The organism is Burkholderia pyrrocinia (assembly GCF_001028665.1).
Lineage (GTDB): Bacteria > Pseudomonadota > Gammaproteobacteria > Burkholderiales > Burkholderiaceae > Burkholderia > Burkholderia pyrrocinia.
In genome coordinates, this window is the sequence record NZ_CP011503.1 from 1,632,784 (window position 1) to 1,647,759 (window position 14,976).

Sequence of the window (14,976 nt, forward strand, 5' to 3'; positions counted from 1 at the left end):
TGCACGTCGGCAGGAGCCGGTAGACCAGCCAGGAGGCGCAGATGATCGTGGTGCTGATGCTGACGACGGTGCCCGATGCGGCGACGGCCACCGCGCTCGCCGACGGCGTGCTCGACGCGCGGCTTGCCGCGTGCGTGTCGGAGCTCGGTACGATCAGGTCGCGCTATCACTGGCAGGGCAAGGTCGAAACGGCCGACGAGATCCAGTTGCTGTTCAAGACGAGCCCCATGCGGGCGCTCGAACTGGAGCGATTTATTCTCGCGCATCATCCTTACGAGACGCCCGAAATCGTCTCGTGGCAGGCGACGGCGTCGGCCGCGTACGGTCAGTGGGTGACCAGCGAAACTCAACGTCTATTTCATGTTTAACGGTATGGCGCTTCCCGTGCGCGTGCGCGCGCTGCGGTTTCTTGCAGTCTTGTTGTCGTTCGTGCTCGTGCTGGGCGGCCTGTCCGTCGCGCGCGCGGCCGACGATTTCCTCGATCCGTCGGTTGCGTTCAAGTTCAGCGCGAGCGAATCGCCGGGGCAGGTGGACGTCCGCTTCAAGGTCGCCAATGGCTATTACCTGTATCGCGAGCGGTTCGCGTTCGCGGTGAAGAGCGGGCAGGCGACGCTCGGCGAGCCGCAATTGCCGGCCGGCCACGTGAAGTTCGACCAGACGTTCCAGAAGAACGTCGAGACCTATCGTGATGAAGTCGTGGTGCACGTGCCGGTCAAGCAGGCGTCGGGGCCGTTCGAGCTCGCAGTGACGTCGCAGGGGTGCGCGGACGAAGGGATCTGCTATCCGCCGGCGGAGCACGTCGTGAAAGTCGGCGGCGCCGCGCTCGGCGCTGCCGGATCGTCGTCCGGCCAAGCGGCTGCCGAGGGCAGTTGGTTCGACAAGGTCACGAGCGCCGATTTCGCGCAGTCGCTGCTCGAAGGGCACGGGTTCTTCACGATCGTCGCGTTGTACTTCGTCGCGGGCGTCGTGCTGAGCCTCCTGCCCTGTTCGTATCCGATGATTCCGATCGTGTCCGCGATCATCATTGGCCAGGGCACGCGCGCGACGCATGCACGCGGCTTCGCGCTGTCGCTGACCTACGTGGTCGGCATGGCGCTGGTCTATACGGTGCTCGGCATCGTCGCGGCGCTGGTCGGCCAGAGTCTCGGCGCGTGGCTGCAGAACCCATGGGTGCTCGGTGCGTTCGGCGTGCTGCTTACCGCATTCGCCGTATCGCTGATTTCGGGCAAGGACATTGCGCTTCCCGAGCGCTGGCAGAACGGCGCGGCCGAGCAATCGAGCGCGCGCCAGGGCGGCCACTTCATCGCGGTCGCGGCGATGGGCGCATTGTCGGCGCTGGTCGTCGGCGCATGCATGACGGCGCCGCTGTTCGCGGTGCTCGCCTTCATCGCACATACCGGCAATGCGCTGCTCGGCGGTGCGGCGCTGTTCGCGATGGGGCTGGGGCTCGGCGTGCCGCTGCTCGTCGTCGGCGTCGGCGCCGGAACGGTGCTGCCGCGTGCGGGCGCATGGATGGATGGCGTGAAGGTGTTCTTCGGCATCGTGCTGCTCGCGGCCGCGCTATGGATCGTGTGGCCGGTGCTCGCGGGCGGTCTGAAGATGGTGCTCGCCGCGTTGTGGCTGCTCATCGCGGCCGCGGCGCTCGGGTTGTTCACGCCGAACGCTGGCGCCGCGTCGATCTGGCGCCGCCTGGGCCGCGGTGTGGGCGCCGCGCTCGCAATCTGGGCGGCAACGCTGCTCGTCGGCCTGGCTGCGGGATCGAACGATCCCGTCAAGCCGCTGGCCGTGCTAGCGGCGCGCACGGTTGCGTCGGGCGGTGCCGCGGCGGCGGCCGGCACGGCTGCCGCGCAGGACGGGCCCGCGTTCGCATCGGTGCGCTCCAGTGCGGAACTCGACACGCTGCTGAAGACGTCGGGCCAGCCCGTGATGCTCGACTTCTATGCGGACTGGTGCGTGAGCTGCAAGGAGATGGAGCATCTGACGTTTACCGACCCGCGCGTGCAGGCGCGGCTCGCGCAGCTTCACCTCGTGCGCGCGGACGTCACCGCGAACAACCCGGACGACCAGGCGCTGCTCAAGCGCTTCAACCTGTTCGGGCCGCCGGGCATCATCTTCTTCGATCGAAGCGGCAACGAAATCGGGCGCGTGGTCGGTTATCAGTCGGCCGAGACGTTCCTGCGCAGCCTCGATCGGGCCGCTGTCCCGACGGTATGACGGTGTCTGCCGCGTGCGTGCCGGTGGCGTACCGGAGCGCTCGCGCGGCATGAACTGACGACTCGACGTCGATACGCGGCCTCGATCGGCGGCAAACAAAAAACGGCGGAACACCGAGGTGTCCCGCCGTTTTTCTTTTCGCCCGCCGGCGCGCGATCAGCGTTGCGCTTTCAGCAGACGCGCGGCATCGAGTGCGAAGTACGTGAGCACGCCGTCGGCGCCCGCACGTTTGAACGCGAGCAGCGATTCGAGCACGACCTTGTCGTGGTCGAGCCAGCCGTTCATCGCGGCGGCCTTCAGCATCGCGTATTCGCCGCTCACCTGGTACACGTAGGTCGGGAAGCGGAACTCGTCTTTCACGCGGCGCACGATGTCGAGGTACGGCATGCCGGGCTTGACCATCACCATGTCGGCGCCTTCGTCGATGTCGAGGCGCACTTCGCGCAGCGCTTCATCGCTGTTCGCCGGATCCATCTGGTAGGTCATCTTGTTGCCCTTGCCCAGATTGGACGCCGAGCCGACCGCGTCGCGGAACGGGCCGTAGAACGCCGACGCGAACTTCGCTGAGTAGGCCATGATGCGCGTATGGATGTGGCCGTCGCTTTCCAGCATCTCGCGGACTGCGCCGATGCGCCCGTCCATCATGTCCGACGGCGCGACGATGTCGACACCGGCTTCGGCTTGGGCGCGTGCCTGATCGACCAGGATCTCGATCGTGTCGTCGTTGATCACGTAGCCGTTCTCGTCGAGCACGCCGTCCTGGCCATGGCTCGTGTACGGATCGAGTGCGACGTCGGTCAGCACGCCGAGTTCGGGGAAGCGCTTCTTCAGCTCGCGCACCGCCCGCGGGATCAGGCCTTCCGGATTGGCTGCCTCGCGGCCGTCAGGCGTTTTCAGCGACGGTTCGATGGCCGGGAACAGCGACAGCACGGGCACGCCGAGTTCGACGCATTGCTCGGCGACATGCATCAGCAGATCGACGGACACGCGCTCGACGCCGGGCATCGACGGCACCGGCTGCCGTTCGTTGGTGCCTTCGACGACGAACACCGGATAGATCAGATCGTCGGTGGTCAGGCGGTTTTCGCGCATCAGGCGCCGGGAGAAGTCGTCGCGGCGCATCCGGCGCGGACGATGAAGCGGATGGAAGCTCATGGCGATTGGGCAGAAATCAGGGTAGTAAGGACCTTACGGAACCCTTAGGTCATTTTCGGGAGCGTTGGTATATGATAGCGATCGAGCGGCACGCGTCGCGTGCAGCTCCCCGCTTCTCCTCCCTGAGCGGGTGCCTGTCGTTTTTCGATTAGGCTGTTTGACCCGCCGTTAAACGGCGGGTTTTTTTATGAGCCGGCCGAATCCGCAGGCGCCGTCAGGTGCGCGCCGCCGATCCCGGCCGCGCGTTGCCCGATCATTGTGCTACAGGCTCGCTTTTTTCGTCGGCGACGGACGGTCGCAACCAGCTCTCGATCAGCTCATGCGCGTCGTCGAGCCCCGTGCGCTTCAGCGCGGAGAACAACTGGACCGTCAGCTTGCCCTGGACGCCCTGGTCGCGATACGCATCCAGCCCCTTTTGCGTGGTCCGCAGCGCGTTGATGCTTTCCTGCCGCGTCAATTTGTCGCACTTCGTCAGCAGCGTGTGGATCGGCTTGCCGGTCGGCGTGAACCACTCGATCATGCGGCGATCGAGGTCGGTCAGCGGGCGGCGCGAATCCATCATCAGGATCAGGCCGCAGAGCTGCGAGCGGGTCGCGAGGTAGGACGACAGCAGCATTTCCCAGTGCGCCTTCGCGGCGCCCGGCACTTCCGCGTAGCCGTAGCCGGGCAGGTCGACGAGGTTCGCGACGGGCTCGGCGGCCGGGCCGACGGAGAAGTAGTTGATATGCTGCGTGCGGCCGGGCGTCTTCGATGCGAAGGCCAGCCGCTTCTGGTTGCACAGCACGTTGATCGCCGTCGACTTGCCGGCATTCGAGCGGCCCGCGAACGCGATTTCCGGCTGTACCGTCGGCGGCAGGTCGCGCAGATGGTTGACGGTCGTGTAGAAGCGGGCTTGATGGAGCAGAAAGGCCATGGGAACCGGAAGGACGGGCGGCGCGAGCCGCTTGGTGGAGGCGGGGTAGCCCCGATAGGCGCGGGAGCTTTCAACACGATATTGTACAATACGACGGTTTTACCGAAGGCCACCGGGCGCCTGCCTCGCGCTTTTATGTGGCTTCTGCGGTAGACTGGTCGCCGTCGTTTTTTGCAGAACCTCAAATTCCCACAAGACGAAACAGGGTGTGCGAATGAATCGACTGTGCAAGTCTCTGATGGTGCTTCAGGTTGCAGCAGGGTTCGTAGGTTTCGTAGCGGAGGCAAACGCGGCGGATGCGGCAAAGCCGGATCTCGACCGCGGCAAGGCGATTGCCGGGCAAGTCTGCGCGTCGTGTCACGGTGCCGACGGCAATAGCGCGTCGGGCAGTTTCCCGAAGCTTGCCGGCCAGCATCCCGAATATCTGGTCAAGCAGTTGAACGACTTCAAGACGCAGCCGGGCGCGAAGGGGCCGGTGCGTACCAACGCGGTGATGGTCGGATTCGCGAGCGCGCTGAGCGCGGACGACATGCGCAACGTCGCCGCGTACTACGGGTCGCAGACGACGAAGCTCGGTACCGCACGCGATGCGGCGACCGTGCCGATCGGCCAGAAGATCTATCGCGGCGGCATCGCGGAGAAGGGCGTGCCCGCCTGCGCGAGCTGCCACGGGCCGACAGGCCAGGGGATCCCGGTCCAGTACCCGCGTCTGTCGGGGCAGTGGGCCGATTACACGGTCGCGCAGTTGACCGCGTTCCAGCAGGGTGCCGGCGCGCGCAGCAACAACGAGGCGATGCAGCAGATCGCGACGCGCCTGTCGGACAACGAGATCAAGGCCGTCGCGGATTACATCGCGGGCCTGCGTTGAGCGGCCAGTCGCGAATGGAATGACCGGGCGCCCGAAGGGCGGCCGGAGTCAGAACAAGAAAAGGGTGGGGCGCCGCGCCATTGCGGTTGCCTCGCCCTTTTTTGTCAGCACTCGCCGGGCCGCCCCAAGAGTGCTGACCGCCCCCTTGGGGGGCAGCGAACATAGTGAGCGTGGGGGCTGTTTCCCCTTAGTCGGAGTTTGAATGAGCGTTACCACGTCGGGGTTGCAGTCGAAGTCGGGTCAGGGTGCGCCGAAGCGCGCGGTCGAGCTGCTGAGCTCGATGCGCTTCGCGATTGCGCTGCTGGTGGTGCTGTCGATCGCGAGCATCATCGGCACGGTCCTGACCCAGGACGATCCGTATCCGAACTACGTGAACCAGTTCGGGCCGTTCTGGGCGGACATCTTCCGCTCGCTCGGCCTGTACAACGTGTACAGCGCGTGGTGGTTCATGCTGATCCTGATCTTCCTCGTCGTGTCGGTCTCGCTGTGCGTGATCCGCAACGCGCCGAAGATGCTCGCCGATGCGAAGAGCTGGAAGGACAAGGTCCGCGAAGGCAGCCTGCGCGCGTTCCACCACAAGGCCGAATACTCGGCTTCCGGCACGCGCGCGACCGTTGCGGCGACGCTCGCCACGTTCGTCACCAAGGCCGGCTACAAGCACGTCGTGCGTGAAACCGACGGCGCGACGCTGATCTCCGCGAAGCGCGGTGCGATGACCAAGTGGGGTTACATCTCCGCCCACCTCGCGATCGTCGTGATCTGTATCGGCGGCCTGCTCGACAGCAACCTGCCGATCAAATTCCAGATGTGGATGTTCGGCAAGAGCCCGGTCAACACGAGCGCGACGATCAGCGAGATCTCGCCCGACCATCGCCTGTCCGCGTCGAACCCGACCTTCCGCGGCTATGCGTGGGTGCCCGAGGGCCAGTTCGTGTCGACCGCGATCCTGAACCAGCCGAGCGGCTCGCTGATCCAGGACCTGCCGTTCTCGATCCAGCTCAACAAGTTCATCGTCGACTACTACACGACGGGCATGCCGAAGCTGTTCGCGAGCGATATCGTCGTGATCGATCGCGAGACCGGCCAGAAGATCCCGGCGCGCGTCGAGGTCAACAAGCCGTTCACGTACAAGGGCGTGTCGATCTACCAGTCGAGCTTCCAGGACGGCGGCTCGCAGATGCAGATGACGGCTTACCCGATGACGGGCGGCAACGCGAAGGCCTTCGCCGTGCAGGGCACGATCGGCAGTTCGGCGCCGCTGCAGATGCCGGGCGCCGACGGCGACACGATCGAGTTCGCCGATTTCCGCGCGATCAACGTCGAGAACATGGCCGACGCGAACGGCAAGCTGGACGTGCGCGGCGTCGCGAAGACGGCGTCGCTCAAAGAAGCGTTCGACGAACGGCTCGGCTCCGGCGCGAAGACGTCGAAGCCGATGCAGCTCCACAACATCGGCCCGTCCGTGCAGTACAAGATCCGCGGCAAGGACGGCCAGGCGCGCGAATTCAACAACTACATGCTGCCCGTCGACATGAACGGCGAGCGCGTGTTCCTCGCCGGCGTGCGCGCGAGCCCGAACGATCCGTTCCGCTACATGCGGATTCCGGCCGACAGCCAGGATTCGATCGGCGAATGGATGCACCTGCGCGCCGCGCTCGAGGATCCGGCCGTGCGCACCGAAGCCGCTGCGCGCTTCGCGCAGCGTTCGCTGCCGGGCGCCGACGCATCGCTGCGCGCCCGCCTGCAGGACAGCGCATCCAAGGTGCTGACCCTGTTTGCTGCGAGCGACGACAGTGGCGGCCGCGGCGCGGACGGCCAACCGATCGGCGGCTTCCAGGCCGTGGCGACGTTCATCGACCGCTCGGTGCCGAAGGCCGAGCAGGAGAAGGCTGCGAGCCTGCTGCTGCGGATGCTCGAGGGCTCGATGTGGGAGGTCTGGCAGATCTCGCGCGAGCGCGCCGGCCAGCCGGCCGCCCAGCAGGGCACCGACACGATCCGCTTCGTGCAGAACGCGATCAATGCGCTATCCGACAGCTTTCTGTATGGATCGCCCGTCTATCTGCAGCTTGACTCATTCAAGCAGGTGCAAGCTTCGGTATTTCAGTTGACGCGCGCACCTGGCAAGAATCTGGTGTATCTTGGCAGCCTGCTGCTGGTCGCCGGCATCTTCTCGATGTTCTACGTGCGCGAACGGCGCCTCTGGTTCTGGCTCAAGGATGCCGGTTCGGGTGTCGACGTGGTGATGGCGATGTCCACGGCCCGCAAGACCTTCGATTTCGAGAAAGAATTCGTGCAGACGCGCGACGCGGCCGGCGCCGCCTTGCGCGCCGCACCTCGCGACGCCGCGCCCGCCGGTGCGGCATCGACGGTCCGCCCGCCTGCCGGCGGCGGTTCCGATTCCGAGAATTCCACCCGGTAACATCATGGATCTCACGCAAGTTTCCTCTTCCCCCCGGGCGTCGGCCCAGGCCCCGGTTTCGGCGCCGCTGTTCGACGATCGTCCGTTCCTCGCGCGCCTGTCGCTGATCGACTGGCTGTTCGCACTGGCGCTCGTGGTGGGCGCGGGCTACGCGCTCGTGCACTACAACGCGCACATGGATTACTACGACAAGGCGGTGATGATCGGCACCGTGCCGGCGCTCATCGCGCTCGGCTGGCGCTGGAAGCCGGCGCGGCTGATGATGGCGTCGATCGCCGTGCTGTCGCTGCTGTCGATCCAGATCTACCAGGGCGATCTCGCGCGCGCCGATGCGGCGTTCTTCCTCAAGTACTTCCTGTCGAGCCAGTCGGCGATCCTGTGGATGAGCGCGCTGTTCGTGCTCGCGACGGTCTTCTACTGGATCGGCTTGCTCGCGCGCTCGGAAACCGGCGCCGCGATCGGCCAGAAGCTCACGTGGGTCGCCGTGCTGATGGGCTTCACGGGGCTGATGGTGCGCTGGTACGAGTCCTACCTGATCGGCGCCGACGTCGGGCATATCCCCGTATCGAACCTCTACGAGGTGTTCGTCCTGTTCAGCCTGATCACCGCGCTGCTCTATCTGTATTACGAGGGCCATTACGGCACGCGCTCGCTCGGCGCGTTCGTTCTGCTGGTCATCAGCGCGGCGGTCGGCTTCCTGATGTGGTACTCGGTCGCGCGCGATGCGCAGCAGATCCAGCCGCTCGTGCCTGCGCTGCAGAGCTGGTGGATGAAGATCCACGTGCCGGCGAACTTCATCGGCTACGGCAGCTTCGCGCTGTCGGCGATGGTGTCGCTCGCGTACCTGATGAAGGAGCGCGGCGTGCTCGCCGATCGCCTGCCGACGCTGGAGGTGCTCGACGACGTGATGTACAAGTCGATCGCGGTCGGTTTCGCGTTCTTCACGATCGCGACGATCCTCGGCGCGCTGTGGGCGGCCGAGGCATGGGGCGGCTACTGGAGCTGGGATCCGAAGGAAACCTGGGCGCTGATCGTGTGGCTGAACTACGCGGCGTGGCTGCACATGCGGCTGATGAAGGGCCTGCGCGGCGCGGTTGCGGCCTGGTGGGCACTCACGGGCCTGCTCGTGACGACGTTCGCGTTCCTCGGCGTCAACATGTTCCTGTCCGGGCTGCACAGCTACGGCAAGCTGTAAGATTTCGGCCGCTCGTCCGACTATAAGACCGCCGGCGCACTGCGTGCCCGGCGGTTTTCTTTTGTAACGGGCGGGCGATCCGGGCGTCGAACGGCGCATGGCGGGTCGGGTCGAACGCTCATGAAGCGTGCGCGCGGCGCATGCAGGAGGACCAGCACGATGTGGATCAAACGCCCTTTGCGGAACGTACTGACCGGCGGTGATATCGCGCACAGCGAGATCACGCCGCGCGCGGTGTTCGAGAACCGGCGGCGCGTCTTGCAGGCGGCCGGCCTCGCGGCGGCGGGCGGGCTGCTCGGCGGCAGCGGCGCGGCATTTGCCGCATATGCGTCGCCCGATGCGCGGGCGGCGAAGCTCGCGGCGAGAACGAACCCGAAGTTCGTCGCGGCCGACAAGGTGACGCCGTTCAAGGACATCACGTCCTACAACAACTTCTACGAATTCGGCACCGACAAGAGCGACCCGGCGCAGAACGCCGGCACGCTGCGGCCGCGCCCGTGGCGCGTGAGCGTCGAGGGTGAGGTGCAGCACCCGAAGGTGTTCGATCTCGACGAACTGCTGAAGCTCGCACCGCTCGAGGAGCGCGTGTACCGGCTGCGCTGCGTCGAAGGGTGGTCGATGGTGATCCCGTGGATCGGCGTGCCGCTGTCCGAGCTGATCAAGCGCGTGCAGCCGACTGGCAACGCAAAATACGTGCAGTTCATCACGCTGGCCGATCCGTCGCAGATGCCGGGCCTCTCGACGCCCGTGCTCGACTGGCCATACTCGGAAGGGTTGCGGATGGACGAGGCGATGAATCCGCTGACGCTGCTGGCGATGGGCGTCTACGGGCAGGTGCTGCCGAACCAGAACGGCGCGCCGGTGCGCATCGTCGTGCCGTGGAAGTACGGCTTCAAGAGCGCGAAGTCGCTCGTGAAGATCCGCTTCGTCGACAAGCAGCCGAAGACGAGCTGGAACACGTACGCATCGAACGAATACGGCTTTTATTCGAACGTGAACCCGAACGTCGATCATCCGCGCTGGAGCCAGGCGACCGAGCGGCGCATCGGCGAGGACGGCTTCTTCACGCCGAAGCGCAAGACGCTGATGTTCAACGGCTACGGCGATCTGGTCGCGTCGATGTACCAGGGCATGGACCTGAAAAAGAACTTCTGAGCGCGACGGTGAGAAACGATATGCCTCCTTCGACGCTCACGCCCGCGCGCGCAGACGGCGCCGGGTCGACCGCACGCGCGACCCGCACCGGTGCTGTCCGTACCGGCGCGCCGCGCTGGCTCGTGCCGGCCAAGGTGCTGGTTTTTGCGGCCGGCCTCTATCCGCTTGCGCGTCTCGTGCTGTTCGGGCTGACCGATCGGCTCGGCGCGAACCCGATCGAATTCATCACGCGTTCGACCGGCCTGTGGACGCTCGTGCTGCTATGCATCACGCTTGCCGTCACGCCGCTCCGGCGCATGACGGGCTTCGCGCAGCTGCTGCGCTTTCGCCGGATGATCGGGCTGTTCGCGTTCTTTTACGCGACGCTGCACTTCACGACCTACCTGTGGTTCGACAAGTGGTTCGACGTCGTCGCGATCCTGAAGGACGTCGGCAAGCGCCCGTTCATCACGGTCGGCTTTGCCGCGTTCGTGCTGCTGATCCCGCTCGCCGCGACGTCGCCGCGCGCGATGGTGCGCCGGCTCGGCCGCCACTGGGCGACGCTGCACAGCACGATCTACGCGATCGCGCTGTTCGGCGTGCTGCACTTCTGGTGGATGAGGGCCGGCAAGCACAATCTCGCGCAGCCGAAGCTTTACGCGGCGATCGTCGCCGCGCTGCTCGGCTGGCGGCTGGTCGCATGGGGATGGCGGCGCGTGCGCGCGTAATGGCCGGGCCTGAAAAGACAAAAGGCGATGACCGGGAAGTCATCGCCTCGTTTCGCGAGCCGCGCGGGTGGCGGCGCGTCGTTACTGCGCGACGGCCGGGCCCGACGCCGGTGCGGGCATTTTCGATGCGTCGCTCGACAGCTCGGGCGACAGCGTGAGCGGCGTGCCGGACGAATCGGGCACACTGTCGGATGACGCGTTTTCATCGGTCGGCTTCACGTCCGACGGCGGCGTGTCCTGTTGCTGGATCGGCTTGGGCAGCGGAGGCACGGTGGGCAGATAGAGCGCGCCGCTTTGACCGCAGCCGGCAAGAATCGCCAAAGCCGCTACAATCGCGCTCATCCGGAAAACGACTCGCATGATCGTCCCTGAACAATTGAACCGATAGAGTTTAGCATGTCCGATACCGAATACCTGACCCGTGCCGAGGCCGTGCTGACGGCCGTCGAGCGTACCGTCGACACCGCCAACGACGGTGACCACGACATCGATCTGGAGCGCAACGGCAGCGTCCTGACGCTGACGTTCGAGAACGGCTCGAAGATCATCGTCAACCTGCAGCCGCCGATGAAGGAAGTGTGGATCGCCGCGAAGGCGGGCGGATTCCACTACCGTTTCGTCGACGGCGAATGGCGCGATACGCGCACCGGCACCGAGTTCTACGCGGCACTCACCGAATACGCGACGCAGCAGGCCGGCCTGCCGATCACGTTCAGCGCGTGACGGCCGGGGCGCCGGGCCCCGAACGTCGAACCAAAAGAAAAGCGCCCCGCGGGGCGCTTTTTTCATGTCCGGGGCCGCGTGTCAGTGGCCGCGGAACAGGTTCATGATGTCCTGCTTTTCCTGCTCGTCGACATGGGGCACCGCCTCGTCGACGTTCTGCGCGGCCGGTGCCTGCGGCACGCCGACCGTCGACACGAAGCCGTGACCCGGCGTGAACTCGGTGAAGTACAGTTCGCTGCCGAGAGACTCGACGCCGTCCGGCACCGTCGGCTTGAACTCCGGCACGCCCTTCAGCGCGGCGCCCATGTAGTCGATCCAGACGGGCAGCGACAGGCCGCCACCGGTTTCGCGATCGCCGAGGCTGCGCGGATTGTCGTAGCCGATCCACGCGATCGCGGCGAGCGTGTGCTGGTAGCCGGCGAACCACGCGTCGTGCGAATCGTTCGTCGTGCCGGTCTTGCCCGCGAGGTCGGTGCGCTTCAGGATGTTGGTCCGGGCGCCCGTGCCGCGCTGCGCGACGCTCTGCAGCAGGCTGTTCATCACGTATGCGTTGCGCGCGTCGATCGCACGCGGCGCGTTCTGCTCGGCGACGAGCGGCTGCGCGCGCGCGACGATCGCGCCGTTCGGATCGGTGACTTCAGCGATCAGGTACGGATTGACGCGGTAGCCGCCGTTCGCGAAGACCGAGTACGCGCCGGCCATCTGCAGCGGCGTGACCTGGCCCGCACCGAGCGCCATCGGCAGGTAGGCCGGATGGCGCTCGGCGTCGAAGCCGAAGCGCGTGATGTACTGCTGCGCGTACTTCGTGCCGATGTTGTTCAGGATCCGGATCGACACGAGGTTGCGCGAGCGCTGCAGCGCGGTGCGCATCGACATCGGGCCTTCGAAGCCGCCGCCGTAGTTCTTCGGCTCCCACGGCTGGCCGCCCGTTTCGGCGGCGCTGAAATACAGCGGGCCGTCGTTGATCACGGTTGCCGGCCCGAGGCCCTTGTCGAGCGACGCCGAGTAGATGAACGGCTTGAACGACGAACCCGGCTGCCGCCACGCCTGCGTGACGTGGTTGAACTTGTTCTTGTTGTAGTCGAAGCCGCCGACGAGCGAGCGGATCGCGCCGTCCTGCGGGATGATCGACAGGAACGCGCCTTCGACCTGCGGTAACTGCGTGATCGACCATTTGCCGGTGTCGTTCTTCACGACGCGGACGATCGCACCGGGGCGGATGCGGCGGTTCGGCTGTGCGTTGGTCGACAGCGCGCCCGACGCAAACCGCAGGTTGTCGCCTTCGACCGTCGCAGTGCCGCCGTCGATGAATGCAATCGTGATCTGGCGCGGGCTCGCGGCCGTGACGACCGCGGCAATCAGCTCGCCGTTGTCGGGGTGCTCGAGCAGCGCGTCGTCGATCGCCTGTTCGCGGTCATCCGCACCGGCCGGCAGCTCGATGAAGCCTTCCGGCCCTCGATACCCGTGCCGGCGCTCGTAATCCATGATGCCCTTGCGCAGCGCGGTGTACGCGACCTGCTGGTCCGCGGAATCGATCGTCGTGACGACGTTGAAGCCGCGCGTGTAGGTTTCCTCGCGGTACTGCGCGTACATCATCTGTCTGACCATTTCCGCGACGTACTCGGCGTGCACGCTGAAATCGCGGCCCGGGCCCTTGACGACGAGCGGTTGCGCGACGGCCTCGTCGTACTGCCCGCGCGTGATGAAGTTCAGCTCGAGCATCCGCTGCAGGATGTATTCCTGGCGCACCTTCGCGCGCTTCGGATTCACGACCGGGTTATACGCGGACGGCGCCTTCGGCAGCCCCGCAAGCATCGCCGCTTCCGCGAGCGTGATGTCCTTCAGGTCCTTGCCGAAATAGACCCGCGCGGCGCTCGCGAAGCCGTATGCACGCTGGCCGAGATAGATCTGATTCATGTAGACCTCGAGAATCTGATCCTTCGTCAGCGCGCGCTCGATCCGGTACGCGAGCAGCATCTCGTAGATCTTGCGCGTGTAGGTCTTCTCGCTCGACAGGAAGAAGTTGCGCGCGACCTGCATCGTGATCGTGCTCGCGCCCTGCGATGCATGGCCGTTCGTCAGCGCGACGAAGCCGGCGCGGACGATGCCGGTGAGGTCGACGCCGCCGTGATCGTAGAAGCGTGCGTCCTCGATCGCGAGAATCGCCTTCTTCAGCGAGTCGGGCACGTCCTTGAAATGGACGACGTCGCGGCGCTCCTCGCCGAATTCGCCGATCAGCACGTGATCGGACGTATAGATGCGCAGCGGCACCTTCGGGCGATAGTCGGTCAGCGCGTCGAGCGACGGCATGTTCGGCCAGGCGACGACGAGCGCGTAGCCGAGCACGAGGCCGCCGGCCACGACGAGGGCCACGCACATCGCGGCGAAGCCGAGCAGGACTTTTTGCCACCAGGGCCGCTTTTTCGGCTCCGGGGCGGGAGGCGGGGACGTAGGAGTCGTGGATTGCATAGGCATACCGGAAAACAGTCTCGCGATTATAGCTGCCCGGTAAGACCGGTCCTGACGCGGGGGCTGCCCGCCGGAAAGCCGCGGGTTGCCGTGTCTTCAGCATAGCCCGCGCGCGGCCGTTCCGAGCCGATGCTGGCCGTTCGGCCGACTGTCGGCCGAACGCGCCGCTTTGCAGAATCGGGTCTCGGAAACGCGGCGTGGGCCGCGACGATCGCGGGAGGCCGGGATGGCGGGACGATGGATGGCGCGGTTTGCGCAGGGCAGGCACGGGGCGACGGGAATCGACGTCGGGGCGGACGAGGTGAGGGTGGTCGTGCTGAGCCGGCGCGCCCGTGCTGCCGATGTGCGCGTCGAGGGGCTCGAGCGGGAGCCGGTCGGGTTGGCGGGCGGGCCGGAAGACGCGCGCTGGGCGGCGGTCGCGCGCTCGCTGTCGGCGGCCGTGTCGCGGCTGTCGGCGGCCGGTGTGCGGTGCGAGGCGTGCGGCGTGATGGCGCTGAGCGACGACGAGATACGCACCGCGACGCTCGACCTCGCCGGGCGTGACGACGTCGAGGATGCGGCGCGGCAGGCGGCCGAGCGTATTTCGGGGCTGGCGCCGGACAGCCTCGCGTTCGACTGGCGGCAGGAGGGCGGCGCGCAGTCTGGCGAGATCGAGGTCGCGGTGACCCCGCTGGCGCTGCTCGAACGGCGGATCGACGTAGCCGCCCAGGCCGGTGTCGACCTGACGGTGGTCGACGGCGAGTCGGCGGCCGCGCTGCGCGCGTTGCGTTATGCGGCGCAGTTCGAGCTCGACGCGCACGGTCCCTATGCCGCGCTCTGGTTCAGCGAGTCGGGCGTGCGAGCGTGGCGTGTCGACGGTGCATTGGCCGCGCAGGTACTCGCGCTGTCAGGCGCGGTGCCGGAGGCGTTCTCCGATGCATTGCGCCAGCGCGCGCTCGGGGCCGTGCGTTGCGTACTCGTGGCCGGGGACGAGCGGTGCATCGCCCGCTTCGGAACGTCCGTCGCCGATATCGGCGACGTGCTCGGCGCGGTTGCGGTGCCGTTCGACTGCACGGGTTGGGACGGGCAGCCGTCCCCGCCCGCCGGCATGCCGGGCGGCCCGGCATTCGCCGTCGCGCTCGGGCTGGCGTTGCGCGGGGTGTGGGAATGATGGGCGGT

The 14,976-nt window shown here is 66.5% G+C and carries 13 protein-coding genes; 9 read left to right on the forward strand and 4 right to left on the reverse strand.

Going from position 1 to position 14,976, the window contains the following annotated elements; genetic code table 11:
- Positions 1-41: 41 nt before the first annotated feature.
- Together cutA and dsbD are read left to right on the forward strand one after the other, a co-directional pair.
- On the forward strand, positions 42-368 hold the full coding sequence (gene cutA / locus ABD05_RS07540; protein WP_047899586.1) for a divalent-cation tolerance protein CutA: 327 nt from the start codon (positions 42-44) through the stop codon (positions 366-368).
- The gene (gene dsbD / locus ABD05_RS07545) at positions 361-2,214 is read left to right on the forward strand and encodes a protein-disulfide reductase DsbD (protein WP_047899587.1); all 1,854 of its coding nucleotides are present in this window, start codon (positions 361-363) and stop codon (positions 2,212-2,214) included. The genes cutA and dsbD overlap by 8 nt, the downstream gene beginning before the upstream one ends.
- Before the next feature lie 156 nt (positions 2,215-2,370).
- On the opposite strand, the gene hemB is transcribed toward dsbD, so the two are convergent.
- On the reverse strand, positions 2,371-3,369 hold the full coding sequence (gene hemB / locus ABD05_RS07550; RefSeq protein WP_034209736.1) for a porphobilinogen synthase: 999 nt from the start codon (positions 3,367-3,369) through the stop codon (positions 2,371-2,373).
- Positions 3,370-3,622: 253 nt separating this feature from the next.
- Positions 3,623-4,282, reverse strand: coding sequence for a ribosome biogenesis GTP-binding protein YihA/YsxC (gene yihA, locus ABD05_RS07555; protein ID WP_047899588.1), 660 nt, complete (start codon positions 4,280-4,282; stop codon positions 3,623-3,625).
- Positions 4,283-4,496: 214 nt separating this feature from the next.
- Here yihA and ABD05_RS07560 point away from each other — a divergent pair, with 214 nt between their 5' ends.
- From ABD05_RS07560 to msrQ, 5 genes are all read left to right on the forward strand, one after another.
- Positions 4,497-5,150 (forward strand): c-type cytochrome, encoded by a 654-nt coding sequence (locus ABD05_RS07560; protein WP_047899589.1) that lies wholly within the window; start codon positions 4,497-4,499, stop codon positions 5,148-5,150.
- Between the two features lie 202 nt (positions 5,151-5,352).
- Positions 5,353-7,569: a cytochrome c biogenesis protein ResB gene (locus ABD05_RS07565; protein WP_047899590.1), complete on the forward strand. Its 2,217-nt coding sequence runs from the start codon at positions 5,353-5,355 to the stop codon at positions 7,567-7,569.
- A gap of 4 nt (positions 7,570-7,573) precedes the next feature.
- A complete protein-coding gene (gene ccsB, locus ABD05_RS07570) occupies positions 7,574-8,764 on the forward strand; it encodes a c-type cytochrome biogenesis protein CcsB (protein ID WP_047899591.1) in 1,191 nt (396 codons plus the stop codon).
- A gap of 159 nt (positions 8,765-8,923) precedes the next feature.
- Entirely contained in the window at positions 8,924-9,919 is a 996-nt protein-coding gene (gene msrP / locus ABD05_RS07575; protein WP_047901117.1) for a protein-methionine-sulfoxide reductase catalytic subunit MsrP, read from the forward strand.
- Between the two features lie 20 nt (positions 9,920-9,939).
- Entirely contained in the window at positions 9,940-10,626 is a 687-nt protein-coding gene (gene msrQ / locus ABD05_RS07580; RefSeq protein ID WP_047899592.1) for a protein-methionine-sulfoxide reductase heme-binding subunit MsrQ, read from the forward strand.
- A gap of 81 nt (positions 10,627-10,707) precedes the next feature.
- Here msrQ and lptM read toward each other — a convergent pair whose 3' ends face one another.
- Positions 10,708-10,986 carry an LPS translocon maturation chaperone LptM gene (gene lptM, locus ABD05_RS07585; RefSeq protein ID WP_047899593.1) on the reverse strand — a complete coding sequence of 93 codons (279 nt, stop codon included), beginning with the start codon at positions 10,984-10,986 and terminating at the stop codon, positions 10,708-10,710.
- A gap of 36 nt (positions 10,987-11,022) precedes the next feature.
- Here lptM and cyaY point away from each other — a divergent pair, with 36 nt between their 5' ends.
- Positions 11,023-11,349 (forward strand): iron donor protein CyaY, encoded by a 327-nt coding sequence (cyaY, locus tag ABD05_RS07590; RefSeq protein ID WP_047899594.1) that lies wholly within the window; start codon positions 11,023-11,025, stop codon positions 11,347-11,349.
- 81 nt (positions 11,350-11,430) lie between these two features.
- On the opposite strand, the gene ABD05_RS07595 is transcribed toward cyaY, so the two are convergent.
- A complete protein-coding gene (locus ABD05_RS07595) occupies positions 11,431-13,818 on the reverse strand; it encodes a penicillin-binding protein 1A (RefSeq protein WP_148669064.1) in 2,388 nt (795 codons plus the stop codon).
- Between the two features lie 226 nt (positions 13,819-14,044).
- Here ABD05_RS07595 and ABD05_RS07600 point away from each other — a divergent pair, with 226 nt between their 5' ends.
- On the forward strand, positions 14,045-14,968 hold the full coding sequence (locus ABD05_RS07600; protein WP_047899596.1) for a type IV pilus biogenesis protein PilM: 924 nt from the start codon (positions 14,045-14,047) through the stop codon (positions 14,966-14,968).
- Positions 14,969-14,976: the final 8 nt, after the last annotated feature.

What these genes read in the sequence shown, in the direction of transcription:
- cutA (WP_047899586.1), top strand. Translation starts at nt 42, where the DNA reads ATGATCGTGGTGCTGATGCTGACGACGGTGCCCGATGCGGCGACGGCC.
- dsbD (WP_047899587.1), top strand. Translation starts at nt 361, where the DNA reads ATGTTTAACGGTATGGCGCTTCCCGTGCGCGTGCGCGCGCTGCGGTTT.
- hemB (WP_034209736.1), bottom strand. Translation starts at nt 3,369, where the DNA reads ATGAGCTTCCATCCGCTTCATCGTCCGCGCCGGATGCGCCGCGACGAC.
- yihA (WP_047899588.1), bottom strand. Translation starts at nt 4,282, where the DNA reads ATGGCCTTTCTGCTCCATCAAGCCCGCTTCTACACGACCGTCAACCAT.
- ABD05_RS07560 (WP_047899589.1), top strand. Translation starts at nt 4,497, where the DNA reads ATGAATCGACTGTGCAAGTCTCTGATGGTGCTTCAGGTTGCAGCAGGG.
- ABD05_RS07565 (WP_047899590.1), top strand. Translation starts at nt 5,353, where the DNA reads ATGAGCGTTACCACGTCGGGGTTGCAGTCGAAGTCGGGTCAGGGTGCG.
- ccsB (WP_047899591.1), top strand. Translation starts at nt 7,574, where the DNA reads ATGGATCTCACGCAAGTTTCCTCTTCCCCCCGGGCGTCGGCCCAGGCC.
- msrP (WP_047901117.1), top strand. Translation starts at nt 8,924, where the DNA reads ATGTGGATCAAACGCCCTTTGCGGAACGTACTGACCGGCGGTGATATC.
- msrQ (WP_047899592.1), top strand. Translation starts at nt 9,940, where the DNA reads ATGCCTCCTTCGACGCTCACGCCCGCGCGCGCAGACGGCGCCGGGTCG.
- lptM (WP_047899593.1), bottom strand. Translation starts at nt 10,986, where the DNA reads ATGCGAGTCGTTTTCCGGATGAGCGCGATTGTAGCGGCTTTGGCGATT.
- cyaY (WP_047899594.1), top strand. Translation starts at nt 11,023, where the DNA reads ATGTCCGATACCGAATACCTGACCCGTGCCGAGGCCGTGCTGACGGCC.
- ABD05_RS07595 (WP_148669064.1), bottom strand. Translation starts at nt 13,818, where the DNA reads ATGCAATCCACGACTCCTACGTCCCCGCCTCCCGCCCCGGAGCCGAAA.
- ABD05_RS07600 (WP_047899596.1), top strand. Translation starts at nt 14,045, where the DNA reads ATGGCGGGACGATGGATGGCGCGGTTTGCGCAGGGCAGGCACGGGGCG.